Source organism: Xanthomarina sp. F1114 (genome assembly GCF_026410255.1).
Classification (GTDB): Bacteria; Bacteroidota; Bacteroidia; order Flavobacteriales; family Flavobacteriaceae; genus Xanthomarina.
Genome location: NZ_JAPMLL010000009.1, coordinates 1 through 25,816, shown reverse-complemented (window position 1 = coordinate 25,816; position 25,816 = coordinate 1). Strand labels below are relative to the sequence as shown.

The following is a 25,816-nucleotide window of genomic DNA, read 5'->3' as shown; positions in this document are numbered from 1 at the left end:
TGAAATATTACTTTTTAATAATTTTAAATATGAAAAACCTTAGCTTCCTCTTATTCCTTCCGTTTTTATTTTTAAGCTGTTCTAACAAACCACAATATAACGATCCCACTCCTAAACATGACAGTTTTAATATAGAGTCTGAAGAAGTTAACGAAACCAGAACTATCAATATTTGGACTCCAGAAGACTATGAGAAAAGTGATATTTCATACCCCGTTTTATATATGCCAGATGGAGGCATTGAGGGAGAAGATTTTCCTCATATAGCTAATACCATTGCAAAGCTTGTAAAAAATAAAAGTATTCCTCCTATTATTTTAGTTGGAATTGCAAACACAGATCGACGCAGAGATTTGACTGGGCTTTCTAATACAGAATACGATAAACAATATGCTCCGCAAACCGATGGAGCTAAGAACTATAGAGCCTTTATTTCTAACGAATTATTTGCAGAAATAGCTAAACGTTATAGGGTAACGGGTAAAAAAGGACTTGTGGGCGAGTCGCTAGCTGGACTTTTTGTTGTGGAAACCTTGTTTATAACTCCAAATTTATTCGATTTTTATATTGCGATGGATCCTTCTCTATGGTGGAATAATAAGCATTTAACAACTACAGCAAAAGACAATTTAGCACGTTTTCCAAACAAGAATATTAAATTTTGGTTTGCGGGTTCTAGTCCTGTAGATATTTCGGACAGCACCAATAAACTAGCAACAATCTTAACAACTAATGCTCCTGAAACATTAACTTGGAAGTACTCTAATGAGCCAAACGAAAAACACAACACTATTTTTAGAGCAACCAAGGAAAAAGCATTTATTTGGACTTTAAACAACTAAGAAACAGGATAGTGTTATTTTAATCAATAATTAGCTTATGCCGGTTTACTTTCTTTCCTCCTGTTTTCTAGTCTACACTTTATTTTATTTTCTGATTTTTAAAGTTTTTTTAAACACAGACTTTATCTATAATTTATAGAAAATCAAATAAATCTTTAACAAATTTTTAATGCCATATTATCCGGTTATTGGTTGAACAAAATAGATTTAATTCAATACTTTTGTGGTTTAATCGAAGTTTAATTAATAAGGTTTCCTTCTTTATGTTTAACTACATTTAAGCACGGAACTAAAAAAATATTTTCAATGAAAAATATCGCTTTATCATCCACTCACGAAGCTCTGGGAGCAAAAATGGTTCCTTATGCAGGCTTTAATATGCCTGTTCAATATGAGGGCGTAAATATAGAACACGAAACCGTTAGAAAAGCTGTTGGTGTTTTTGATGTGTCGCATATGGGAGAATTCCTAATTGAAGGCCCGCATGCTTTAGAACTTATTCAAAAAACATGTAGTAACGACGCCAGTAAATTAAGTATAGGAAAAGCGCAATACAGCTACTTGCCTAATGAGAATGGTGGTATTGTAGACGATTTAATTATTTACCGTCTTAAGGAAGAAACTTATTTATTGGTTGTAAATGCTGGAAATATTGAAAAGGATTGGAATTGGATTTCTGCAAAAAATGATGTTGGTGCAACCATGAGAGATTTAAGCGAAGACTATTCTTTACTTGCTATTCAAGGGCCAAAAGCTATTGAAGCGATGCAAAGTTTAAGTAGTCATAACTTATCTGAAATCAAATTTTACAATTTTGTAGTTGGAGATTTTGCTGGTATCGATAATGTTATTATTTCTGCAACAGGTTATACAGGTAGTGGTGGATTTGAAATTTATTGTAAAAACAACGAGGTAAAACAAATTTGGGACAAAGTATTCGAAGCCGGTGCTTCTTATGGTATTAAACCTATTGGTTTAGCTGCTAGAGATACACTTCGTTTAGAAATGGGATATTGCCTTTATGGAAATGATATAGACGAAACCACCTCTCCTTTTGAAGCTGGTTTAGGTTGGGTGACTAAATTCACCAAAAAATTTACAAATTCGGAAGCTCTAGAAGCTGAAAAAGCTCATGGCTTAGAAAATAAATTAATAGCCTTTAAAATTGATGATCGTGGAATTCCAAGACAAGGTTATGATATTGTAGATAGTCAAGGTAAAAAAATTGGCCATGTAACTTCAGGAACCATGTCTCCTTCTTTAGGAATTGGTATTGGTCTAGGTTATGTACCAAAAGTATTTGCCGATGTGGATACTAAAATTCATATTCAAATTAGAAAAAAAGCAGTTCCGGCAACAATTGTTAAACTACCATTTTATAAAGTGTAATATATGATTGATTACAAAGGTGTTTTAAATACTATATATCAAGAAATAATTCAAGAAACGGATAAAGGTGAAATTGCCTCTTATATTCCTGAGTTAGCTAATGTAGATAAAAACACCTTTGGAATCCATTTACAATTAGTTTCTGGAGATGCATTTTCGGTAGGAGATTCAGAAAAAAAATTCTCTATTCAAAGTATCTCCAAAGTACTTACTTTAGCTTTAGCATTATCTCACGTAGGTTCAGAAATATGGAATAGAATTGATGTTGAGCCTTCAGGAAACCCGTTTAACCATTTAGCCTTATTAGAAATGGAAAAAGGAATTCCTAGAAACCCCCTTATCAATTCAGGAGCTATTGTTATTGCAGATATTTTATTATCTGTATTGGAGCATCCAAAGGAAGATTTCTTAGATTTTGTTAGAGAACTAACGGGAGATTACAGCATTGATTACAATTATACGGTGGCCGATTCTGAAATGCAAACCGGTTTTAATAATTTTGCAGCTGCCAATTTATTAAAGTCGTTTGACAACCTACATAATGATGTTTCAGACGTGCTCGACTTCTATTTTCATCAGTGTTCTTTAGAAATGTCTTGTGCGCAGTTAACAAGAGCCTTTTACACCTTTGCCGATCAAGGAAATAATATAAAAGGAAAAACAAGACTTAAAAAAAGCCAAATCAAGCGTATAAATGCCATTATGTTAACCTGTGGTTTTTACGATGAAGCAGGAGAGTTTGCCTTCGAGGTTGGACTTCCAGGAAAAAGTGGTGTTGGGGGAGGAATTGTTGCGCTTCTTCCTAATGAGTTTGTTATCTCGGTATGGGCTCCAGGTTTAAATGAAAGAGGAAACTCTAAGTTAGGCATGGAAGCTTTAGAAAAATTCACAACATTAACCAATCAATCTATATTTTAATTAGAAATCTTCCGTTTTAGAGAGAGACATGAAAGAAAGAGAAGATAAACATCGCATATTAATTTTAGGCGCAAGCGGGTTTTTAGGAAATGCTATTTACAAAGAACTCTGCTCCTATTTTAGAACTTTTGGTACTTATAATATCTCACATCCTTTTTTTGAACAAAACAAACATTTTTTTCAATACAATGTTGAAGAAGATGATGTTTTTGAAGTACTAGAAGCCGTTAGACCAACTATTATTATTTCAGCTTTACGAGGAGATTTCTCAGCCCAAGTAATTGCACATACCCATATTTGCGACTATTTAAAAACGCATAAAGCATGTAAAATTATCTTTCTTTCATCTGCTAATGTATTCGACGGTTACAGTAAATACCCAAGCTACGAACAGGATAAAACTCTTAGTCATAGTGTTTATGGACATTTTAAAATAAAAATTGAAAACATGCTGATGCGATTGCCAAAAAAACAAGTCGCGCTTATAAGATTACCAATGGTTTTTGGTGCGCAATCTCCAAGAATTCAAGAAATCAAGGATTTATTAAGTTCTAACGAACCTATTGAAGTTTTTCCAAATTTAGTGATGAATGTTACTTCAGATTATAAGTTAACACAGCAAATACACTATATCATAAATCGAAATAAAAATGGAGTTTACCACTTAGGTAGCAACGATTTAGTACACCACGATGAGTTTATAGAAGATATTATAAAAACCATTGGAAATTTTGGAAACTTTAGCCCCATTATTAAACGCGTTTACACAACTAACGACGAACGATATTTAGCTGTTTTACCACAAAAAAACCTATTACCAAAACATCTGCAAGTGTCTAGCGAGGATATTTTAACAGAATTAGCTGTTTAGTTGACTGTCTCATTCAAAATGATTAAATTTAGAACTAATTTTAATCAAATAATCATGAGTAAATTATCAAAAGAAGACATAGAAAAAAAATTATTACGTTTTCCAGATTGGGAGTATTTTGACAATGCCCTTCATGCTGAATTCGAATTCGATAACTTTAAAGATTGCTTTAGCGCCATGAGCCGAATTGCTTTTGAGTGCGAAGCTCTAAACCATCATCCAGAATGGACAAATACTTATAATATTTTATCCATTGCTCTGTCCACTCACGATGCTCAAGGGGTAACAAACAAAGATTTTAAGTTAGCAGAAGCAATTGAAATGATTGTGGAAGTACAAGACTAGACTAAAGTGTAAGTATTTTATTTTTATGTATGTGAAAATTCTAAATACAAACACTTTCAACAATCATTTTTTTTTAAATTTGTCAAACAAATAATTACTAAAAGAGTTTTCCACCTTTGTGGAAGCAAAAAAATATATTTTTTAAATGGGAAGAGCTTTTGAATTTCGTAAAGCACGTAAAATGAAACGTTGGTCTGCTATGAGTAAAGCTTTTACTCGTATTGGAAAAGACATTGTAATGGCAGTAAAAGAAGGTGGCCCAGATCCGGCTACTAACTCTAGATTACGAGCGGTTATACAAAACGCTAAGGCTGTAAATATGCCAAAAGACAATGTAGAAAGGGCCATTAAAAAAGCAAGCGATAAAAATCAGGGAGATTATAAAGAAGTTATTTTTGAAGGATATGCGCCTCATGGAATTGCCGTTTTAATTGAAACTGCCACAGATAATAATACAAGAACCGTAGCCAACGTTAGAAGTTATTTTAATAAATGCGATGGTAGTCTTGGAACTGCCGGATCTGTAGTCTTTATGTTTGACCATACCTGTAACTTTAGAATTCCAAGTGAAGGGATAGATCCAGAAGAATTAGAACTAGAATTAATTGATTTTGGTGCTGAGGAAGTTTTTCTAGATGATGATGGTATATTAATCTACGCACCTTTTGAAAGTTTTGGAGCTATTCAAGCAGAATTGGAGTCTCGAGAAATAGAAATTCTATCTTCTGGTTTTGAACGTATTCCTCAAGTTACTAAAACCATCTCTGCAGAAGAAATGGAAGATGTAGAGAAACTTCTTGAAAAATTAGAAGAAGATGACGATGTGCAAAATGTGTATCATACTATGGAAGAAAGTTCTGAATAGAAGAAGTTTTTAATTAAATTCATAAATATTTCTAAAAATCCCAAACAAATCGTTTGGGATTTTTCATCTTTATAGGTAACATTATAGTAATTCTATCGTCTCAATAATAAAACCTATGCATAACAAATATCTATTTCTAGTTTTAGCTTTCGGATTTATTTCAACTGCTATTGCTCAACAAGTGTCTGGAAAAGTCCTCACTAAAACTAACGAACCTATTCCCTTTGCTGCTATTGTAATTGGAGAAGACCACGGAGTTATTACCAACGAAGAAGGTAGTTTCTCTATAGAAACTGAAGGTTTTAAACCTACGGATTCAGTACATATTTCTTGCCTGGGTTTTGAAAAACTTGGTTTACAACTACAAAATTTCACGTCAAAAACATATAATTTAAACGAACAGGTTAACGAACTTCACGAGGTATATTTAACCAACAAACCTTTAACCATAGATTCTATTATGTATTATGTAAATAGAAACTTAAAAAGCAATTATAGAAACAATTTGGTGTCTTATGATATTTTTAGCCGTAGAACCGAGTATATAGTAGGAAAAGATGCCGATTTTAAAATTGATAAATCTTCTGGATTTAAAAAGAAACAATTAGAGGCTTTTAATAAGGATTTAGACAAATTAAGCGCTTCTCTTCTAAAAAATAAATCTAAACAATACACCGAATTTGTTGGAAATTTAAAGATTAAAGATGAAGATAATTCAAAATTAGAAGTAACAAAAGCTATAAGATTATTGGACGAGCGCAATGATCAATCTGTTGAGAAACTTACTGAAAAAGCTAAAGATATTGTTTTAAATCACTTAGATAAAGATAAAGTGTACACTGTTAAATCTGGCTGGTTTAAAATGTCGGATTCTGTGTCTTTAAAAGAAAATAATAATAAAATGGAAGACACTATTAACTCTTTACAATTTATTAGAGATATGGTGCATAAAGAAATTAATGAACATAGTTTTTCTTCTAAAACAATTCTAAACTTTATAACAGATACCAGAAAGTACAAATACGAAATTAAGGACATTACCTTTATTGGTCCTGAATTAGTGTATATAATAGAATATGAACCAAAAAGAGGTTCAGCAGATTTTGAAGGCACCTTTTATGTGTCTAATGAAACCTTTGCTGTTTTAAAAGCAGATTATAAATATGCCAAAGGCCGACGAGGAGAGAAATTTAATTTAAAATTTCTATTGGGTGTTAAGTATGTTGAACAAAACAAAAGAGGTTCTGTTATTTATAAAAAACACGAAGACAATACATATCATCCAAACTACATGATAGACCAATTGGATAGATATTTCTATGTAGACCGACCTATAAAGTTTAAAGATAACGCTAGCCGGGATAAAGTATCTTTCGATTTTAAAGTAGAAGGGATTTTTAAAGAAAAGAATGAAATTTTAGTTATGAGTGAAGAGAACATTACTAGTATGGAGTACAAAGCAGCTCCCGAAGCAAGAAAAATAGATTATACAACTCTTAATGCTTTCGATCCAAATTACTGGAAAGATTACAATGTTCTGGAACCTTTAAAAGAGATGAAAGAGTTTAAGGTTATGGACTAATTATTATGTTATTAAAAACTCCTAGAACATTTAGTTTAAGAATAGTGAACTCTAATAATTATAAAACAAAAAGCTACTTAAACATAAGTAGCTTTTTGTTTTTTAAGAAAATACATTTTTAAAAGATTATAATTTACTGCTTTCTGATTGGTTTTTTTATAATAGTAAAAGAAAAGTAATTTTAAAACGCTATGAATATTCTGGAACCTTCCCTACTACTCCTTCAAAAAACTGTTTCATATATTTAAAATCGGCAGCTATATCATCTGTTGGATAAAAAGGTTCAGAGATTTTATTTTGTTTATTTTTAAAATCAAGAGTAAACATAATAATTGGCACATTTGCTGCCTTGGCTATATAGTAAAAACCGGTTCGCCATTCCGATACTTTTTTCCTTGTACCTTCTGGTGCTATATTTAATCTAAACTCTTCGTTTTTATCAAAAAGTTTAGCAATTGCTTCTACTTTATTTTGTCCTGAGGTTCTATCTATAGACCTACCTCCAATGGAACGCATATAATAACCTAAAGGCCAAGTAAACAATTCTTTTTTAGCAATAAAATTGGCTTTTATTCCAATAACAGTTCTTAAGAGCAAACCAATATAGAAATCGTGCCAACTGGTATGTGGCACAGCTATTAAAACTGCTTTTTTAACGGTGTCTTTAGACATATTGGTATTGCCAACCAATTTCCATCCAATAACCTTAAAATAGATAAAACTAGCGATTCTTTGCATCTTACATTTTCAAGTAGAGTTCTTTTAATTTACCTCGTGTTATGGTTTTTTCCCAATGTTTTCCTAAAGCATTTTCCCATAAAGGCACAAGACTTAAAGCAACATCTATCATAATATCGAATTCTTTATCTGTTAGCTTTGAACAAATTCCTTTAGGTAATTCAATTCCATGTTTTTCTTTCATTTGTTTAAAAAGCTTCACGCCTTCTGGATAAAACTCTTCTAAATGATCAAAAACAATACAGTTTCCAATTCCGTGCTTGGTTCCCAGTAAATAACTTAATCCGTAACTCATTGCATGCGCTACACCAACTTGAGAATAAGCAATACTCATTCCTCCGTGCCAAGAAGCCATCATAAGTTTATCTTGAGCTTCTTCTTCACTTAAATTATTGTCTAAAAATAACTCAACACAGAGTTCGTAAGCTTTTTCGCCATAGCTTTGACTAAAGGCATTTAAAAAGGTTCCATTTAAAGATTCTATACAATGAATATAACAATCCATTCCTGTATAAAACCATTGATCTACAGGAACATCTTTAGTTAATTCTGGATCTAAAACTACTTGATCGAAAGGAGTGTAATCTGAATTTATTCCTAATTTTTTATCGGGACCAGTTAAAACAGTTGTTCTAGATACTTCTGCTCCTGTACCTGAAATTGTTGGAATTCCAACATGATAAACAGCCGGTTTTTTAACCAAATCCCAACCTTGATAATCTTTAGATTCGCCTTTATTAGTTAGCATAATGGAAATAGCTTTTGCCAAATCTAGAACTGTACCACCTCCAATTCCAATAATACCAGAAGGCAGCGCTTTAAATTTTACAATAATATCTTCTACCATCTTGTCCACCTGAGACGTTCTAGGTTCTTCGTTTGCAGAGACGTAATATATCTTATCATCGTAAGACAATGGAATTCTTGAAGTTAACCAAGAATTACCTTGAAACACATCGTCCACAATATAAATAAATGGCGCTTTTACATTTAATCTTTTTGGGGAAAGAACCTCCTCTAACTGATTAAAGCTACCTCGTCCAAATACAACTTTGGACACCATTGGGAAATTTTTATAACTCATGACTATGTAATAACTATAATTATCTAATTAGTTTAATAAAGGTAAAACATCTAATAAGCTTGCAGCTGTTTTATATGTTTTACCGTTGGTTTCTTTTTGGTCCACTTCTTCGTGAACCCAAGTTGTATGAAAAGGCACATGAATAGCATGTGCTTTAATGTTTATTAATGGTAACACATCCGATTTTAATGAGTTTCCTATCATTAAAAATTCGGAAGGTTTAATATCTAAATGGTTTAAAAGCTTAGAATAATTTGCTTCTTGTTTGTCTATTAAAACTTCTATATGATGAAAATAATCTGTCAAACCAGATTTTTCTAATTTTCGTTGCTGATCGAGTAAGTCGCCTTTGGTTGCCAGAATAAGTTTGTATTTTCCTGAAAGTGTTTTTAAAACTTCTTCTACGCCATCTAATAATTCTACTGGCTTATTCAACATATCTTTTCCAATATCTAAAATAGCTTGTATAGTATTGCTTGAAACTTGGTTATGCGATAATTCTAAAGCCATTTCTACCATGGAAAGTACAAAGCCTTTAACTCCATAACCATATAGTGGTAAATTATCGATTTCCTTTTTAAATAACTCTTGATCTATTTTATTTAAAGTTTCGTATTTAGATAATAATTGGGCAAAGCGTTTTTCTGCTTCGCGAAAGTAAGTTTCGTTTACCCAAAGGGTATCATCTGCATCGAAACCTATGACTTTTATATTTTTGTAATCTTTACTCAATTTTCTTCAAATTGTTTTTGAACTAATATTAAGACAGTCTCATAATTTAGAATATCTTTTTATTTCCATAATTTTTTAGCACGCTCTAAATCTTCAGGAGTATCTATTTCTACGCCTTGAACATCTGTCTCGACCATTTTAATTTTTTTTCCGTATTCCAAATATCGAATACATTCTATTTTTTCTGATGCTTCTAAAGTCATCATTGGAAGTTTATAAAAATCTAATAAAGCTTCTTTTCTAAAGGCGTAAACTCCTTTGTGTTTATGATAAACTGCCTGAACAGTTTCGTCTCTAGGATAAGGAATTGGACTCCGTGAGAAGTATAATGCAAAGTTATTATTATCTACAATTACCTTTACAGTATTTGGGTTTGTAATCTCGTCCCAATCGGTTATTTTAACCATTAGAGAAGCTAAATCAACTTCTTTTTTATCGTCGTATTTAAAAACATCTATTAGCTTTCTTAGAGCAGAGACTTCAGTAAATGGCTCATCTCCCTGCACATTTACAACAATATCAATATCCATAAACTCGATGGCTTCTGCAATTCTATCGCTTCCACATTCGTGTTCTTTTATACTCATAATAGCTTTTCCGCCATGGCTTGTAATTTCATCAAAAATAACCTGACTGTCTGTAACTACGTATACATCGTCAAATAGATTGGTATTTACAGTTGCTTCGTAAGTTCTTCTTATAACAGATTTTCCTCCTAAATCTTGCATTAGCTTGCCTGGAAAACGAGATGCACTATAGCGTGCAGGTATCATGGAAATTATTTTCATATATATTTTATGCGTGTTTTCAAAAATAAGGCTTTTAAAAGATATTATCCTCTTAGTAACTGAAACTTTTTCTCTTTTTAATAAGTATTAAACGGAAGGGTTTAGACGGACTTAATCTTCTTCAAAAAATTCGTTTGGAAAACCAATCAGGTAGAGTTTTTCTTTGGCTCGGGTTACAGCTGTGTATAACCAACGTAAATAATCTTTGTTAATACCTTCTGGTAAATAAGGATGTTCTACAAATACGGTATTCCATTGTCCACCTTGAGATTTATGGCAAGTTATAGCATAAGAAAACTTAACTTGTAAGGCATTAAAGTACTTATTTTTCTTTACACTTAGAAACTTTTTATAATTACTAGTTTCATTCTGATAGTCTTTCATTACCTCTTGATAAAGTCTATTAGAGTCTTCATATGTAAGCGAAGGGGTTTCGGCAGAAATAGTATCTAAAAGCAAAACAGTTTCAAAAGGTCTCATTTTAGGATAATCTACCATTCGGATTTTAACTTCAGCAAATCTAAATCCATATAAGTCTATAATATTAAAGATTTCTAAAACTTCAATAATATCGCCATTGGCAATAAATCCGGCTTCAGTTGTTGGTTTTACCCAAAAATAATTATTCTTAACCACCATTAAATAGTCGCCTGTGGTTAATTCATTTTCGTTAAACAGAATTCTATTTCTTATTTGTTCGTTATACAAATTAGCCCGTTTATTACTTCTAACAATAATGGCAGTTTCTTCGTTACCCAATTGGCTATAAGCATCGTTTATGGCATCCATAATTTCATATCCATCAACCAGTCTAACAATATCTGTATAATTGTTTAAATCGAATTTAAAACTATCAAAAAAGCTGCCTGTTAAGGTTTCTCTTAAATGGGTAGCATTGGCCAAGATTCCAGAATCTTGTTCTTGTCTAACAACTTCGTCTAATTCCATTTTAGAAACCTGTTTGTTATAATTTAGACTTAAAGTTCTATCGTCTAAAGCTGGACTTAAATCCAATTTTACTGGTGGTAATTGCGCGGTATCTCCAATTAATAAGAGTTTACAATTAAAACCAGAATATACATATTGCATTAAATCGTCTAGTAAGGATCCATTTTCAACAAATTTAGATTCTCCTGGCGTATCTGGGATCATTGAAGCTTCGTCTACAATAAAAATAGTGTTTTTATGCTTATTTGGTTGCATAACAAATTTTACACTTCCTCCTTTTTCTTTTTTGGGAAAATATATTTTTTTATGAATTGTAAAAGCCTCTTTTCCTGAATAGTTTGAAATTACTTTAGCCGCGCGACCCGTTGGTGCCATTAGGACTGCACTTTTTTTTATTTTCCATAAATTTGAAACAATAGTACCAACAATAGTTGTTTTTCCTGTTCCGGCGTATCCTTTTAATAAATAAAGTGCATTTGGATCTTTAGAAAAAATAAACTCAGAAAGCTGCAATAAAACAATTTCTTGTTTTTGGGTTGGTTGGAATGGAAATTGCTGTTTTATAAGAGAATAAAATTCTGAAGATGTCATGAAAGTTGTTAATTTTTGAAATTTCATCAAAGATAGCAATGATTTTTCCGTCCTTTGGTTTTTACGATTAAAAAAAAATTGTAGATTTGCGTTGTACCTTAATTAAATTTAATAACTGACACTATGTTTAAAATAATTCTTATAGCTGTTGCTGTAATATTAGTAACAATTGGTTTAGTATGGCTAATTGACAAGTATGTCCCATCTAAAGTTAAACCAGTATTAACTATTGCTCTTTGGGCTTTGATTTTCTATTTAGGATATCTAACCTTTATGTCGATATACGAACCAATTCAATTTAACAAAGTAAAGAAACAGCGTTATGCTGCCGTTATTGAAAGGTTAATAGACATTAGAGACTCTCAATTAGCACACCAACAAGTAACAGGGCAATTTGCTCCAACTTTCGATAATTTGGTGAAATTTATTGATACTGCACAATTCACTATTACTCAGCGTAGAGATTCTACCGTAATAGATGAAGAGTTAACAAAACGATACGGTGGTGTTGAAACAACTAAAGAAATTACCATTATTGATACATTAGGATTTAAATCTGTTAAAGATTCTTTATTTAGGAATTCTGATAGATATAAAACCATGATGAATGTTCCTAATACAAACGATCAATTTAAAATGGAAGCTGGATTATTAGATCAAAACGATATTAAAATTCCAGTTTTTGAAGCTAGCGTTAAGAAGAATGTTATTCTTAGTGATCAAGATCAAGATCTAGTTATTCAAGAAAACCAAGTGATTTCTGTAGATGGCGTTAATGGCGACGCTTTAAAAGTAGGATCTATGAACGAAGTTAAAACCAATGGAAATTGGCCAATAACTTATGGAGAAAGCGACTAAAATCCAATATAAACAATCTCATTTAGATTTGTCCATTCAAATAAGTTTGAATGGACTTTCTTTTTGTATCCTAAACAAGGAAGCAAATAGTATTGTTTATTTAGAACATTTTAAGAAAGATAGAAAGCTCTCTCCTTTTGATGCTCTAAACTACTTAAAACATCTGTTTAATACCGAAGAGGCTCTCCAAAAAGACTTTAATAATGTCCATGTAGTTTATGTAAACGAATTAGCTACTATTGTGCCAAAAGCTTTATTTAACGAAGAGTATCTAGCCGATTATTTAAAGTTTAATTCCAAAATCCTGAAATCGGATTTTATTGCTTACGATAATTTGGAGATTAATGATAGCGTATGTGTTTATGTACCTTATGTAAACGTTAACAACTATATTTACGAAACCTTTGGCAATTTTACCTACAATCACTACTCCTCTATTTTAATTGATAAGATATTGCAACTTGAAAAACATGCCGATACTGTTAAATTGTACGTACATGTTAATAAAGATCATTTTGAAATAGTTGTTTCAGACCAGGGAAAATTGGTGCTTTTTAATAGCTTCGAATATTCCAGTAAAGAAGATTTTATCTATTATATTCTCTTTACAATGGAACAATTACAGTTAAATCCTGAAAAACTAAATATCATACTTTTAGGAGATATAGAAAAAGAATCCGATTTGTATGCAATCTTGTATAAATACATAAGACATATTAGTTTTGGCAACAGAGCCGATACTTATAAATACCTTAATAATCCAAAATCCGACTATTCTGATTTTACTCTAATACATAGTTTTTAATGCGCATTGTTTCTGGACAATTTAAAGGCAGACGAATTACTGCTCCAAAAAAACTACCTGTTCGCCCAACAACCGATATGGCTAAGGAAGCTCTATTTAATATCTTAAACAATCAGTTTTATTTTGACGATATTTCTGTTTTAGACCTCTTTGCTGGAACTGGAAATATTAGTTATGAGTTTGCTTCTAGAGGAACAACTAATATTACTTGTGTAGATGAAGATTATGGCTGCATCAAGTTTATAAACGAAACCGCTAAAAGTTTCGAAATGCCTTTACAAACTATTAAAAGTGATGTGTTTTCATTTTTAGAAAAAACAACTCAAAAATCGGATATTATTTTCGCAGATCCGCCTTATGGGTTTTCTTTAGAGAATTTCTCTAAGCTTCCAGAACTTGTTTTTTTAAACAATTTATTAGAAGAAGATGGCGTATTAATCGTTGAGCATTCTAAGCATACCGACTTATCTCAGACTAAAAACTATAGTCATTCTAAAATTTATGGCGGAAATATGTTTAGTTTTTTTAAAACAATAAGTAAGGAAGAAGAAGCATAGGTTATAAAACAAATCCCAAATAGAAAACTCTAATTGGGATTGTTTATTTAAGTAAATCTATAAGCCGAATTCTGTACTTCTCAATTTTTTGATAATAAATACCAAAAAACAAAAAGCCCTTATCATTTATCTGAGTGTTTTGTTACCAAAACACTTTAGCTGTCTACCCTCCAACATCGAGCGAGCAGCTCTTTCTCGTTGTACCCAATAAAAATTGAGGACGAGACGTTGGTTTACATGACATTGCACCACATAGAGTTTACCTGGTTTCACTACAGCATTACCTGTACATACTTTCTGTTGCACTTTTCCTAACCTCACGGCTGGTGGCCATTAACCACTATGTTGCACTTTGGTGTTCGGACTTTCCTCCACTCTATCCAAATAGATATCTAGATAGAACAGCGATAAGGCAATCTACTTACTGCAAAGTTAACTAAAACAATTTTAAATTATAAGTTTTTATAGTTTTGCAATTTTATAATTTCCAAAATCTCTAATATCAAAACTAATAACTTTAACTCAGCTAAATAATTTATTTACTTTAGTTGGATATTTGTTAATAACTCCTATTAAATTTAGTCAGGAATAGCAGGTTTTATAAACCTTATTTTTAACTTTGTTACTTTATGGCCTAGCATGATTAAAATGCTAAAATAAATTCAAGAAAATTGGAACATTTTGTAGTATCTGCACGTAAATACAGACCTCAAACATTTAAAGATGTTGTGGGGCAGCAGGCTATTACAAATACTTTATTGAATGCCATTGAAAACAATCATTTAGCACAAGCGCTTTTGTTTACTGGGCCTCGAGGTGTTGGTAAAACAACCTGTGCTCGTATTTTAGCTAAAATGATTAATAGCGATGGTACGGAAAAAGAAGATGAAGACTTTGCTTTTAATATTTTCGAATTAGATGCTGCATCCAACAATGGTGTAGATCAAATTAGAGAATTGACCGATCAAGTTAGAATTCCGCCACAAGTTGGAAAATACAAGGTATATATTATCGATGAGGTACATATGCTTTCTCAAGCAGCTTTTAATGCCTTTTTAAAGACTTTAGAAGAACCGCCTAAACACTGTATTTTTATTCTGGCTACTACCGAGAAGCATAAGATTATTCCAACTATTTTATCGCGTTGTCAGATATTCGATTTTAAAAGAATTACAGTAAAAGACGCTAAAGAATATTTAAAATATATTGCCAAAGAACAAGGTATAGAAGCCGAAGATGATGCGCTACATATTATTGCTCAAAAAGCAGATGGCGCTATGCGTGATGCCCTTTCTATCTTTGATCGTGTGGTTAGTTTTTCTGGAAAGAATTTAACGAGACAGGCTGTTACAGAAAATTTAAATGTACTTGATTACGAAACCTTTTTTAAAAGTACAGATTACATCTTAGAAAATGATATACCAAGCTTATTAATTCAGTTTAATAGTATTTTAGCCAAAGGTTTTGATGGACATCATTATATAGCTGGTTTAGCATCTCATTTTAGAGATTTATTGGTTTGTAAAAACTCGGAGACCATAGAGTTATTAGAAGTAGGCGAAGAAACTCAAGAAAAGTATCTTATACAATCTCAAAAAGCTTCGCAATCATTCTTACTTCAGGGCATTGAATTAGCAAACGATTGCGACCTCAAGTTTAAATCCAGTAAAAATCAGCGACTACTCGTTGAATTATGCCTAATGCAGCTTGCCTCTATCACTTTTGATGGAGAAAAAAAAAATAGCAAAAACTACATAATTCCTGCTAGCTACTTTATTAAAAAAGGTATTAAACCTGTAGCTATATCTAAACAGAAACAGCAAACAACAGTAAAAGAACCGGAGAAGGAAGCTTATAACAAAGCTAATTCAACTAAAACATTGACTTCAACTAAAGTTGAAAAAGCAGTTGCCGAGCCTAAAAAAGCAGACACTCCAAAAATTTCATTAAATAGTGGAAAACAAGCTACCTCTGGTTTATCTCTAAAAAGCATAAGAGCAAAAAAAGAACATCAAATTAAACAGATGGAAGTGGTTGTCGATGAAGAAAACCTGCCAACCGACAAGTTTACTGCAGAAGATTTTATGTCTTATTGGAATACTTTTGTCAAGCAATTAGAAGAAAAAGGCCAATTTAATCTAGCTTCCATTCTATCTATAGATACTCCAAAAATTGAGGGAACTACTATTTATTTGGAGTTTCCAAATTCTACTAATAAAGTAGAGTTAGAACGTCAGCAATACGATTTGATGATGTATATGAAAAAGTCTCTCAATAATTACAATTTACATTTATCTATTTCCATCAATGAAGAAATGGAGAAGCAATACGCTTACACAACTAGAGATAAATACGAAAAATTGTTAGAAAAGAATCCAGCTATTGAGACTTTAAGAAAAACTTTTGATTTAGACATTTAATACAAATAAGCTTAGAAAGATTATATTTATAAAAGTACTTATGCAAAAATTATCTTTTTTATTGGCTTTTATCTGTGTTGGACTTGCTTTTTTAAGTTGCGATGGCAGAGATCGTGTCTATAAATCTAATTCTGAGGTTTTAAAGGAAAACAAACTATTAGATTCCTTTTCTGAAAATATCAGTTATATTCCTGAAACATATTCTGAAGTTATAACTGATACAATTTTAAACAATGGATTTCATATAAAAATAAAAACCTTCTCCCATATGGAGCAGAATGTTTTAAAAGAGTTTAGACAAGACAGTATAAACTATAAAGAGTACTATAGGGAATTTGTTTCAGAAGTTGTTATAACAAAAAACTCAGAAGAAATTTTTAATAAAACAATTGACAAACAGTTTTTTAACGCTTTCAAAAATAACCTGAAACTAAACAATTCCATCATTAAATTGATATTTGATCAAACTATTTCTTATAAAGCTAATACCGTTGTTTTATCTGTGATGATTGAAAAAATAGACAGTAAAAAAATAAGATTTTGTGATCTAATTATAGATTCTGAAGGGAACTTTAAATTAAAGGAAGTGAAAGAACTTTATGCATATATAAATTAGTTAATTTTAAGAAGATGACTAAACAAAAAATCATGTTAGGATTGAAATTACCAACAGATCCACGTTGGGTTAATATTGTAGAAAAAAATATTGAAGATATTTTAACCGACCATGCTTATTGCGAACAAAAAGCAACAAGTACGGCTATTTCTTTAATAGTAAGTTTTCCAGAATACACAGAACTTGTGCAAGAAATGGTTGCCTTGGTAAAAGAGGAAATCAGTCATTTTAAGATGGTTCACGATCGTATTTTAGAGAATGGTTGGACCTTAGGTCGAGACAGAAAAGACGAGTATGTTGTAAAACTAATAACCTTCTTTCCAAAAGGAGGCAGTAGAACCACACAACTTGTACATAGATTGCTATATGCGGCATTAATTGAAGCCAGAAGTTGTGAACGTTTTAGATTACTTTCGGAAGAATTGGAAGATAAAGAACTTGCTGAATTTTATAGAAACTTAATGGTAAGTGAAGCCAATCATTATACCATGTTTCTAGGTTTTGCCAGACAGTATGGAGACCGAGAAGAGGTGGACAAAAAGTGGCAGGAGCTTCTTGAATTTGAAGCGGATATCATGAAAGATTTAGGTAAAAAAGAAACTATTCACGGTTAAGAAAGCAGTCTTATTTTGAGAAGTGTTTTAAAACCAAAAAACTCCGATAACTTAAAAAATTATCGGAGTTTTTTTTATTTTGTGTTCTATTTTTAAATCTTTACACCAACACCTATTTGAATGTTGCTGTTTTTAGCTTCGAACGATGAGTCCTTATCCATTACATTGGTAAACCCGTAATGGTATCTAGCATCTATAAAGATATCGTTTGTAATAAAAAACTCTATACCTCCAACCATTGAAAAGGCAAAGTTAGCGCTAGCATCTTCGAATTCCCATACTTTAACACCTGCCATTGGTCCAGCACCAATTAAAAAATTCTCTCCAATTCTATATTTAAATAATACAGGAATTTGAATATAATCTATTCTTAAATCTTTGTCTTTTGCGCCTTCAGCAGAAAATTGAATTTCTGGTGCAATGGCGAAGGACTTAGATAAATCGTATTCACCAAAAAAACCGATGGCAAAACCATTTCTATGTGTATTATCGAAAGTTGGATTAGGTTCAAAATCTAAATTAGAAATATTTAATCCTACACGAACACCATACATATTATCTTGAGCATAAGTGAAAACAGAAACCATAATAAAGGTTAAAAGAAGTAATGTTTTTTTCATAATAAAATAATTTAAAAAGCAGTTTAGGGTTACTTATGAGGCTAATATATATGTTTTGTCTAAAAAAGATATAAAATAAAGACCAAATGCACCTTTTTTACTATGTATTGCTAGAAACGGTTTTATGGTAGATACTTTTTATAATTCCATCGGACAACCCAATTTTTGGTACATAAATATCCCTAGCCCCACTCCATTTCATAGATGACAAGAAAATTCTGGTAGCAGGAATAATTACATCTGCACGGTCTTGATTTAAATCTAGTTCTGTAATACGTTCTTCGTAAGAATAAGACTGTAATGTTTTATAATATGAGGTTAAATAAAAATAGGTTAAAGGCTTACCTAAAGATTTTCTAGAAATTTTAAAAATTTTATTAATATTTCCTCCAGAACCTATAACATCAATTTTTTCGTAGGCAGAGGTATTGTCTTTAATCCAATTTTCGAGTTTGCTCCAGGTTTCTTTTTTAACAATATCATTTAACAGCCTAACTGTGCCAATTTTAAAAGATTTTGATGTTATTGTTTTTCCTTTATTAATTACAGTAAACTCACTACTTCCTCCTCCAACATCTACATATAAATATGTTTTACTATTGTCTATAAACGTGTGTAAATCTGTTGCAGCAATTATTGCTGCTTCTTCTTCACCTCCAATAATATCAATTTTAATTCTTGTTTTTTTATATACTAAATCTGCAATTTCATGACCATTGTTTGCTTCTCTCATGGCAGAAGTTGCACATGCTTTATACTTGACTACATTATTGGTTTTCATCAATAACTTAAAAGCTTTCATGGTATCTACAATTCTTTCTTTATTATATTCTGAAATTGTCTCTTCTAAAAACACATCAGAACCTAAACGAACTGGAACACGTACTAAAGAGCTTTTTTTAAATCTGGGTTCTTTATCTTTTTCTTCAATAATATTGGCAATAAGAAGTCTAATGGCATTAGAACCAATATCTATTGCGGCATACTTTTTAATGGTAAGCATATTAATTTTCTAATTTTTTTGAGTAATAATTGTATAAAGCATATTGCGAACGCACTTTTGGCGCTTTACTTTTTCTGTATTTATTTTGCTGAGTTTCATCAAAAATTCTAGCTTTAATATTGTCGCTCCATGAGATATTAAAGGTTTCTATAAGTTCTTTTTTAATGTCTTCGTCATAAATAGGACAACTTACTTCCACCCTATTTTCAATATTTCTTGTCATCCAATCTGCAGAGGATATATATATTTTTGGATCATTATTATTACAAAAAATAAAGAGTCTGGTATGCTCTAAAAATTTATCGACAATACTTATAGCTTCAATATTCTCGCTCATACCTTTTACTCCAGGAATTAAACAGCAAAGCCCTCTTACAATCATTTGAATCTTAACACCTGCTCTACTTGCTTCGTATAACTTATCTGCCATTTTAAGACTAGAGAGACTATTCATTTTTAACCTAATATAACCGGGTTTCCCTGCTTTTACATTTTGAATCTCGGTATCTATAAGTTTAAAAAAGGCTTTTTGTGTATAATGCGGTGATGTAATTATATGTTTATATCTGTAAATTCTATAATTGATCTCAAAGAAACTAAAGACTTTATTAATGTCTTTTAATATTCGTTGGTCCGATGTAAACAAGGTATAATCCGTATATATTTTAGCTGTAGACTCGTTAAAGTTTCCTGTACTTATAAATCCGTAACGTTTTAACTTTTTATTTTCTTCCCGTTCAATAACGCACATTTTACTATGCACTTTTAAACCTTGAACTCCAAAAATTAAATTTATGCCTTCATTTTCCATTTGTTCGGCGTAATCTATATTTGCTTGTTCGTCAAAACGTGCTTGTATTTCTATAGAAACCGTAACTTTTTTCCCATTTTTAGCTGCATTAATTAAAGAACTAGCTACATGAGAAATTTGAGCTAATCTATAAATAGTAATTTTTATAGTTATAACTGTTGGATCTAATGCTGCTTCTCTTAAAAACTTAACTACATAGGAAAATGTTTGATAAGGGGCATGAAGTAAATAATCTTTTTTGGCAACACTATCAAAAATACTAGTTTCTAAACTAAGGTTTTTAATTGGTAATGGTTCAATTTTATTATAAAGTAAATCAGTTCTACCTAAGCTAGGAAACCCCATATAATCTCTACGATTATGATATCTTCCTCCCGGAATAATACTGTCATGGGAATCTATACCCATTTTCGACAATAAATATGTTAGCGTTTCTAAATCTATGGTTTTATCATATACAAAACGAACAGGTTCTCCAATTTGTCTATGCTTGACGCTATCCGAAATTTTTTCGATAAAACTTTTACTTAAATCACTTTCGAAGTCTAATTCTCCATCTCTAGTAATTTTAATCATGTGAGCCGAAATATGATCGTATTCAAAAATATTAAATATATCGTCTAAACAATAACGCAGTAAATCGTCTAACATAATAATGTAGCTCTTTCCATTTTGTTCTGGCAAGACCACAAAACGATCCATGGCTTTAGAAATTTCAATAAGAGCATATTGACATTCTTGTTGTGTATCTGAAGACATTTTAACCGCTAAGTAGGATGCGCTATCTTTAAGGTTAGGGAGCTCTACCTGATTACTTAAAATAATTGTTACTAAAGCTGGGCTAACCTTTTGAATAAAATATTGTTTAATGAACTTATGTTGACTTTCATTTATATTATCTTCTTTAATGATATAAATATTTTCTTTTTCAAGTTCTTGTCCAATATTGCTTAAAATCTCTAAACTTAAGCTTTGCTGATCTATAACTATCTCTGTTATTTCTTCAAGTAGTTTTTCTGCTCTAATTCCCCCTAATTCACTTTTAGCTCCTTTTCCTGCTTCAACAATTCGTTTAACTGTGGCGTATCTTACTTTAAAAAATTCGTCTAGATTATTCGAAAAAATCCCCAAAAATCTCAACCTTTCAATTAATGGTACATTCTTGTCCGCAGCTTCCTGCAAAACTCTAGCATTAAACTGTAACCAGCTTATTTCTCTGTTTATATAACTATTATTAGGTTTTTCTCTTTTGGTCATTAAAAGTGGGTTTAACTGTTACAAATATATTCCATTAATATATAATATTGAATAGAATAACAACTAACTTCTATAAGTGTTTTGGTGTAAATTTATATAATAGAGACCATAAAATAGTCTTAAATAAATGTAATGTCCAGAGTTAAATAGAAAAGTAATTTTAAATATTTGTTTATAGAAATTTTTCCGTTTACTATACAGATTATGGTCTTAAATCTCTAGGAAATATTACTTTAATAGTTTCTCCTTTATAAATAAACTTCCAAGAATCCACTTGAAACTCTATTACTACAAGACCACTAGTAGGTACATTTTCAATAGGCATATCTCCAAAGGTATTTACAAAATTTGTAAGAGCGAAATTATGCCCAAAAACCATAATAACGTCATAATTCTCCGAAGTCTCTTTTATGGTTTTAATAAGGTTTTCTCCAGAAAAGTCGTAAATATTTTTGTTTAACTCTATTAGCTCAGAATCTAAATTTAACTTTTTACTGAATATTTGAGCAGTCGTTTTCGCTCTTTTTGCGGTACTAGAAAGCACTTTATCGGGTAATAATGAATATTCCTTAAATTTTAAGGAAACAAGTTCTGCATCGGTACATCCTCTAGCCTTAAGTCCACGATCATGGTCTTTAACATCTTCTTTCCAAGAAGATTTTGCATGTCTAACAAGTATTAATTTTTTCATTTTATACGATTAAAAGCATTTATTATCGACAAAGTGTTGCTTTTGTCGGTTAAATAATATATTTTGGTATCCTCAAGTTAAGCTATTATAAAACTATAAAATTAAATTATCAAACATTCCAAACTGTAAGAAAAAGTTCTATCAGTATATAAATTTCAAAATTTTGGGCATTATTCTGTTCGGCTAATTATGTTTTTTCATCGACAACGTGTTTTGAAAAAGCCTCTTATCGAATTTATGAGTTCTTTAACATTTATATTTGATTACAATAAAGAATCGCTATTTATTTGTTGTGTAAGCTATTTATTAAAAATTAACCCAAAATCGAAAGAGACACTTAATCCATGATGCATTGATGCGTCAATGTACTTCCCTCAGTAAACATACACATAGTTGTATTATTAACACATTAAGTTAAAACTTAAGATTTTACATATTTAACATTTAAGGTTTAAACATTTAAACTTGACTCATTATGAAAAAATTAACTAAACAAGCATTCTCAAACTATCTTGCAGTTTGTGTATTCTCCCTCTTATTTTTTAATGTCAGTTTTGCTCAAGAACGTATTCTCAGAATATATGACGATGGAAATGAAACTAGAAATTTAAGATCTTCTATTGATATACCAGATAATTTATTGCATGGTCTTAATCCTTCTGTATATATCGAGAACGCTCGAGTAATTAACAACACAGGTGGAGACTCTCCTAAAGTTATTAAACTTTTAGATGGTAATTCTGTTTCTGCTATAGAAGGTGCAAATCCGCAATACAACCAAGTAGAACTAATTACAATTATTCTACGTAGACCTTCCGATTTAAATACCCGCTTTGACCTTTCTCGTTTAAACGGGTTTTCTTCGTTAAAATATATTTATATCAAATCCTTATTTGAATGTACAGAGCAACAAATAAATAATTATTTATTAAACGCTGAGTCTGTAACAACCGTGTTTTATAAAGTTGTTAATCCTTCATAAATAAAAATTATAATATTTAATTATTATACAGATGAAAAAATTATACGCTATTAAATTTCAAGCTAACAAAAGGTTTATAAAATTAATCTTATTAACTGTTGTGTTATTAAGCGCTAGTTTTATGAGCTATAGCCAGGTTAGAGTTCCTTTTACACCAAGAACCTCAGATTATACCCCGGGGCAAACGGTATATAATGTAAAGGGAGACTTCACTATGATTGGTAATACCAACTTAACATTGGTTAATTACTCAGACACACGAGATAATGGTTTTAACGATATGAGATTTGTTGATGTAGATGGAGATCCAAATACGTCAAACTCATCGAGTTCAACACTTGCTCTGTCAACAGAAAACGGTGCAAACCCTGAATGTTCTAATATTGTTTATGCTGGTTTATATTGGACCGGTAGAAATAGTAGTAGTTTTTCAAATACTCAAAGACGAACTGTTAAATTTAGAGGACCTAATCAATCTTATCAAACTATAGTAGCCGATGCCGATGATATAAGATATCCTGGAGACAGTAACATGTTTGCTGCTTATAAAGAGGTAACGCATATTGTAAGAAATGGTGGATTAGGTGAGTATTTTGTTGCCGACATAGCTTTAACCCAAGGTTCTGGAGGAGGAACTGGTTACTATGGTGGCTGGGGAATGGTTGTTGTTTACGAAAACTCTAAAATGAATTGGAGAGACGTAACTGTTTTTGATGGTTATGCTTATGTACAAGGTTCTACGTCTATTAACCATACTTTAAACGTTTCTGGATTTAATACCGTTCAAAATGGTGATGTAAATGTTAGATTAGGTATGATGGCCGGTGAAGGTGATGTTAGTATTTCTGGCGATTATTTTCAAATTAGAAGACAATCTGACAATCAATTCCAAAGTTTAAATCACTCAGGAAACTATACAGGAAACTTCTTTAACTCTTCTATAGAAACTGGTGGTAATTCTAGAAATCCAAATTTAAATAATAATACCGGTTTAGATATTGCCATGTTCGATGTACCCAATTTAAACAATAGTGTAATAGGGAATAACCAAACATCAACTCAGTTCCGTTACGGTTCAACCCAAGACACCTATATTATTTTTAATATAACTTTTTCTGTAGATGCATATATCCCAGAATCTGAAGGTTTATTAACAACAAATGCTATAAATGGAATGCCTCCTGTTAGCCCGTATGTGGTAGAACCTGGAGATGTTGTTGAATATGGTGTAGAAATAAGAAACCTTGGTACGGAAGCTATCGAAGATGGTAAATTAATTATACCTATTCCATATACTGCAGATTTTGTTCCGGGAAGTATAACCTATAACGAATACAACCCATTATTTCAAGCGTCACCACCATATTTTGCTCCAAATCAAGGGGCTACCGGTGCTGTAGTTTGGGACATTTCTTATCTTCCATTAAACCCTATAGATGCTTCGGAACTTATGGCCGATATTCAATTTGAAATATCGACCACTACAGATTGTTCTATTTTAGTTAATAACGACTGTGCACCTAAAATTGTTATCGTGGGTGGCGAAATATCTGGAACAGGTGTTGTTTCTGGAAATGATTACAGTCTACCTTTAATTCAAGGATATCAATTAGAAGGTGTTTGCCAAGGTGAACCTAATGTAAACCCTATCGAAATTGATATTAATTCTGCACAATATATAATTGATAACTGTACAGATGTATCTGTTCAAAGAGACTTCTTTTATTGCGATTTTGATAATAATTCTATACCTATTTCAGCTGTGTCTGGAAACTTCCCTGCAGGATCTAGATTCTATGATTCTTATCCAGTAACAGATTCTTCTATAGAATACACTACAAGCAATCCTTTTCCTGCAACTATTGGGGTAAGCACGTACTACGCAGTACCTCCAGGAGATACAGGATGTAGTTATATTTTTACTATTGAAATTACTGAGGTTAATACAGTGCCTACTACAGAAGATGTTGTTTATTGTTTAAATGAAACAGCTGTTGACTTGACTGCAACTCCTACAGATCCTAATTATGTAGTTCTTTTCTATCCTGATAACGATCCAAGTACACCAGGTTTATTAACTTTAACACCTTCTACAAGTACAGCTGGAACTTTTACTTATTACGTTGCTGAAGGTCCTAGTACAACATGTGTGGGTGAAAAAACACCTATAACAGTAACTGTCTATGACGAAATAGAAATTACTTTAGAAAGCATTACTCCAACAACTTGTTTAGAAACCACTATTGGAGCAATAGATATTTCAGTTACAGGAGGTTCCGAAGATTATACCTATACATGGGACGATCCTGCTAATTCGACGACTCAGGATATTTCAGGCCTGGCGGCTGGTACTTATACTGTAACAGTTAGCAATACAATTTCTAATTGTACAGCTACAGCTAGTATTGAAGTTCTTGAAGAAGAAAACGATACGCCTATAATTACCGTTCCTAATGGATTTGAAGTAGATGGATGCTCCGAAGTAGATGTTGTTACTGGAGATTTAACATCCTTACCTTATAATGAAAATATTATTACAATTACAGAGGCTGAGTTTTTAGCCGAAGGTGGAACAATTACAGATGATAATGTAGTAAGTGTTTCTTACCAAGATAGTTCGTCTGGTTCTTGTCCTTTAGTAGTAACTAGAACATTTACTGTTACAGATGCATGTGATGCGACTGCAACAGATACACAAACTATTACAATAAACTCACCTGAAGTTCTTGCTAACGCTCCTACTGCTATGACTACTGATGCTTGCGACTATGCAGATCAAGCTGCTGTAGATGCTGCTTTCAATACTTGGTTAGACGGATTTACTGTATCTGGTGGTTGTAACGCTACTGGAGATTACGGAACTCCTACTGCTCCACTTTTATGTGATGG

At 31.6% G+C, this 25,816-nt stretch carries 24 protein-coding genes and 1 other RNA gene; 15 read left to right on the top strand and 10 right to left on the bottom strand.

The window, feature by feature from the left end:
* Positions 1-29: 29 nt before the first annotated feature.
* The 7 genes from OS188_RS08605 (at position 30) to OS188_RS08575 (ending at position 6,812) form a co-directional block, all read left to right on the top strand.
* Entirely contained in the window at positions 30-842 is an 813-nt protein-coding gene (locus tag OS188_RS08605; RefSeq protein ID WP_267148427.1) for an alpha/beta hydrolase, read from the top strand.
* 306 nt (positions 843-1,148) lie between these two features.
* Positions 1,149-2,231 carry a glycine cleavage system aminomethyltransferase GcvT gene (gene gcvT / locus OS188_RS08600; RefSeq protein WP_267148426.1) on the top strand — a complete coding sequence of 361 codons (1,083 nt, stop codon included), beginning with the start codon at positions 1,149-1,151 and terminating at the stop codon, positions 2,229-2,231.
* 3 nt (positions 2,232-2,234) lie between these two features.
* Positions 2,235-3,149: a glutaminase gene (locus OS188_RS08595; RefSeq protein WP_267148425.1), complete on the top strand. Its 915-nt coding sequence runs from the start codon at positions 2,235-2,237 to the stop codon at positions 3,147-3,149.
* A gap of 28 nt (positions 3,150-3,177) precedes the next feature.
* Positions 3,178-4,020, top strand: a complete 843-nt coding sequence (locus OS188_RS08590) for a sugar nucleotide-binding protein (protein WP_267148424.1) — start codon at positions 3,178-3,180, stop codon at positions 4,018-4,020.
* A gap of 54 nt (positions 4,021-4,074) precedes the next feature.
* Positions 4,075-4,365 (top strand): 4a-hydroxytetrahydrobiopterin dehydratase, encoded by a 291-nt coding sequence (locus tag OS188_RS08585; protein WP_267148423.1) that lies wholly within the window; start codon positions 4,075-4,077, stop codon positions 4,363-4,365.
* A 145-nt stretch (positions 4,366-4,510) separates the two neighbouring features.
* The gene (locus OS188_RS08580) at positions 4,511-5,230 is read left to right on the top strand and encodes a YebC/PmpR family DNA-binding transcriptional regulator (protein WP_267148422.1); all 720 of its coding nucleotides are present in this window, start codon (positions 4,511-4,513) and stop codon (positions 5,228-5,230) included.
* A 115-nt stretch (positions 5,231-5,345) separates the two neighbouring features.
* Positions 5,346-6,812, top strand: a complete 1,467-nt coding sequence (locus tag OS188_RS08575; RefSeq protein ID WP_267148421.1) for a carboxypeptidase-like regulatory domain-containing protein — start codon at positions 5,346-5,348, stop codon at positions 6,810-6,812.
* Positions 6,813-7,001: 189 nt separating this feature from the next.
* On the opposite strand, the gene OS188_RS08570 is transcribed toward OS188_RS08575, so the two are convergent.
* The 5 genes from OS188_RS08570 to OS188_RS08550 form a co-directional block, all read right to left on the bottom strand.
* Complete coding sequence (locus tag OS188_RS08570) at positions 7,002-7,550, bottom strand: 1-acyl-sn-glycerol-3-phosphate acyltransferase (RefSeq protein ID WP_267148420.1); 549 nt, start codon at positions 7,548-7,550, stop codon at positions 7,002-7,004.
* A 1-nt stretch (position 7,551) separates the two neighbouring features.
* On the bottom strand, positions 7,552-8,634 hold the full coding sequence (locus OS188_RS08565) for an iron-containing alcohol dehydrogenase family protein (protein WP_267148419.1): 1,083 nt from the start codon (positions 8,632-8,634) through the stop codon (positions 7,552-7,554).
* A 27-nt stretch (positions 8,635-8,661) separates the two neighbouring features.
* Complete coding sequence (locus OS188_RS08560; protein ID WP_267148418.1) at positions 8,662-9,366, bottom strand: HAD family hydrolase; 705 nt, start codon at positions 9,364-9,366, stop codon at positions 8,662-8,664.
* Between the two features lie 59 nt (positions 9,367-9,425).
* Positions 9,426-10,154, bottom strand: a complete 729-nt coding sequence (gene kdsB / locus OS188_RS08555; protein ID WP_267148417.1) for a 3-deoxy-manno-octulosonate cytidylyltransferase — start codon at positions 10,152-10,154, stop codon at positions 9,426-9,428.
* Positions 10,155-10,265: 111 nt separating this feature from the next.
* Positions 10,266-11,693 carry an ATP-dependent DNA helicase gene (locus tag OS188_RS08550; protein WP_267148416.1) on the bottom strand — a complete coding sequence of 476 codons (1,428 nt, stop codon included), beginning with the start codon at positions 11,691-11,693 and terminating at the stop codon, positions 10,266-10,268.
* Between the two features lie 123 nt (positions 11,694-11,816).
* Here OS188_RS08550 and OS188_RS08545 point away from each other — a divergent pair, with 123 nt between their 5' ends.
* From OS188_RS08545 to OS188_RS08535, 3 genes are read left to right on the top strand one after another with little or no spacing between them, the layout of a single operon-like run.
* On the top strand, positions 11,817-12,551 hold the full coding sequence (locus OS188_RS08545) for a hypothetical protein (protein ID WP_267148415.1): 735 nt from the start codon (positions 11,817-11,819) through the stop codon (positions 12,549-12,551).
* Complete coding sequence (locus OS188_RS08540; RefSeq protein WP_267148414.1) at positions 12,535-13,356, top strand: DUF3822 family protein; 822 nt, start codon at positions 12,535-12,537, stop codon at positions 13,354-13,356. Before OS188_RS08545 ends, OS188_RS08540 begins: the two co-directional genes overlap by 17 nt.
* The gene (locus OS188_RS08535) at positions 13,356-13,913 is read left to right on the top strand and encodes an RsmD family RNA methyltransferase (RefSeq protein ID WP_267148413.1); all 558 of its coding nucleotides are present in this window, start codon (positions 13,356-13,358) and stop codon (positions 13,911-13,913) included. The genes OS188_RS08540 and OS188_RS08535 overlap by 1 nt, the downstream gene beginning before the upstream one ends.
* 44 nt (positions 13,914-13,957) lie before the next feature.
* Here the strand turns inward: OS188_RS08535 and rnpB are convergent.
* Positions 13,958-14,337, bottom strand: an RNA gene (gene rnpB / locus OS188_RS08530) — RNase P RNA component class A.
* A gap of 247 nt (positions 14,338-14,584) precedes the next feature.
* Here rnpB and OS188_RS08525 point away from each other — a divergent pair.
* From OS188_RS08525 to OS188_RS08515, 3 genes are read left to right on the top strand one after another with little or no spacing between them, the layout of a single operon-like run.
* Positions 14,585-16,333 (top strand): DNA polymerase III subunit gamma/tau, encoded by a 1,749-nt coding sequence (locus tag OS188_RS08525; protein ID WP_267148412.1) that lies wholly within the window; start codon positions 14,585-14,587, stop codon positions 16,331-16,333.
* A 40-nt stretch (positions 16,334-16,373) separates the two neighbouring features.
* Entirely contained in the window at positions 16,374-16,949 is a 576-nt protein-coding gene (locus tag OS188_RS08520) for a hypothetical protein (RefSeq protein ID WP_267148411.1), read from the top strand.
* 32 nt (positions 16,950-16,981) lie between these two features.
* On the top strand, positions 16,982-17,563 hold the full coding sequence (locus OS188_RS08515; protein WP_267148559.1) for a MiaE family protein: 582 nt from the start codon (positions 16,982-16,984) through the stop codon (positions 17,561-17,563).
* Between the two features lie 92 nt (positions 17,564-17,655).
* Here the strand turns inward: OS188_RS08515 and OS188_RS08510 are convergent, their stop codons facing one another.
* From OS188_RS08510 to OS188_RS08495, 4 genes are all read right to left on the bottom strand, one after another.
* Complete coding sequence (locus OS188_RS08510) at positions 17,656-18,183, bottom strand: porin family protein (protein WP_267148410.1); 528 nt, start codon at positions 18,181-18,183, stop codon at positions 17,656-17,658.
* A 100-nt stretch (positions 18,184-18,283) separates the two neighbouring features.
* Positions 18,284-19,186, bottom strand: coding sequence for a Ppx/GppA phosphatase family protein (locus OS188_RS08505; protein WP_267148409.1), 903 nt, complete (start codon positions 19,184-19,186; stop codon positions 18,284-18,286).
* A gap of 1 nt (position 19,187) precedes the next feature.
* Positions 19,188-21,254: a polyphosphate kinase 1 gene (gene ppk1, locus OS188_RS08500; protein ID WP_267148408.1), complete on the bottom strand. Its 2,067-nt coding sequence runs from the start codon at positions 21,252-21,254 to the stop codon at positions 19,188-19,190.
* Between the two features lie 202 nt (positions 21,255-21,456).
* Positions 21,457-21,945, bottom strand: a complete 489-nt coding sequence (locus tag OS188_RS08495) for a SixA phosphatase family protein (RefSeq protein WP_267148407.1) — start codon at positions 21,943-21,945, stop codon at positions 21,457-21,459.
* 475 nt (positions 21,946-22,420) lie between these two features.
* On the opposite strand from OS188_RS08495, the gene OS188_RS08490 reads away from it, so the two are divergent.
* Positions 22,421-22,927, top strand: a complete 507-nt coding sequence (locus tag OS188_RS08490) for a hypothetical protein (RefSeq protein WP_267148406.1) — start codon at positions 22,421-22,423, stop codon at positions 22,925-22,927.
* A 31-nt stretch (positions 22,928-22,958) separates the two neighbouring features.
* Positions 22,959-25,816 (top strand): SprB repeat-containing protein (locus OS188_RS08485; RefSeq protein WP_267148405.1); only part of this gene is annotated, 2,858 nt, incomplete at its 3' end.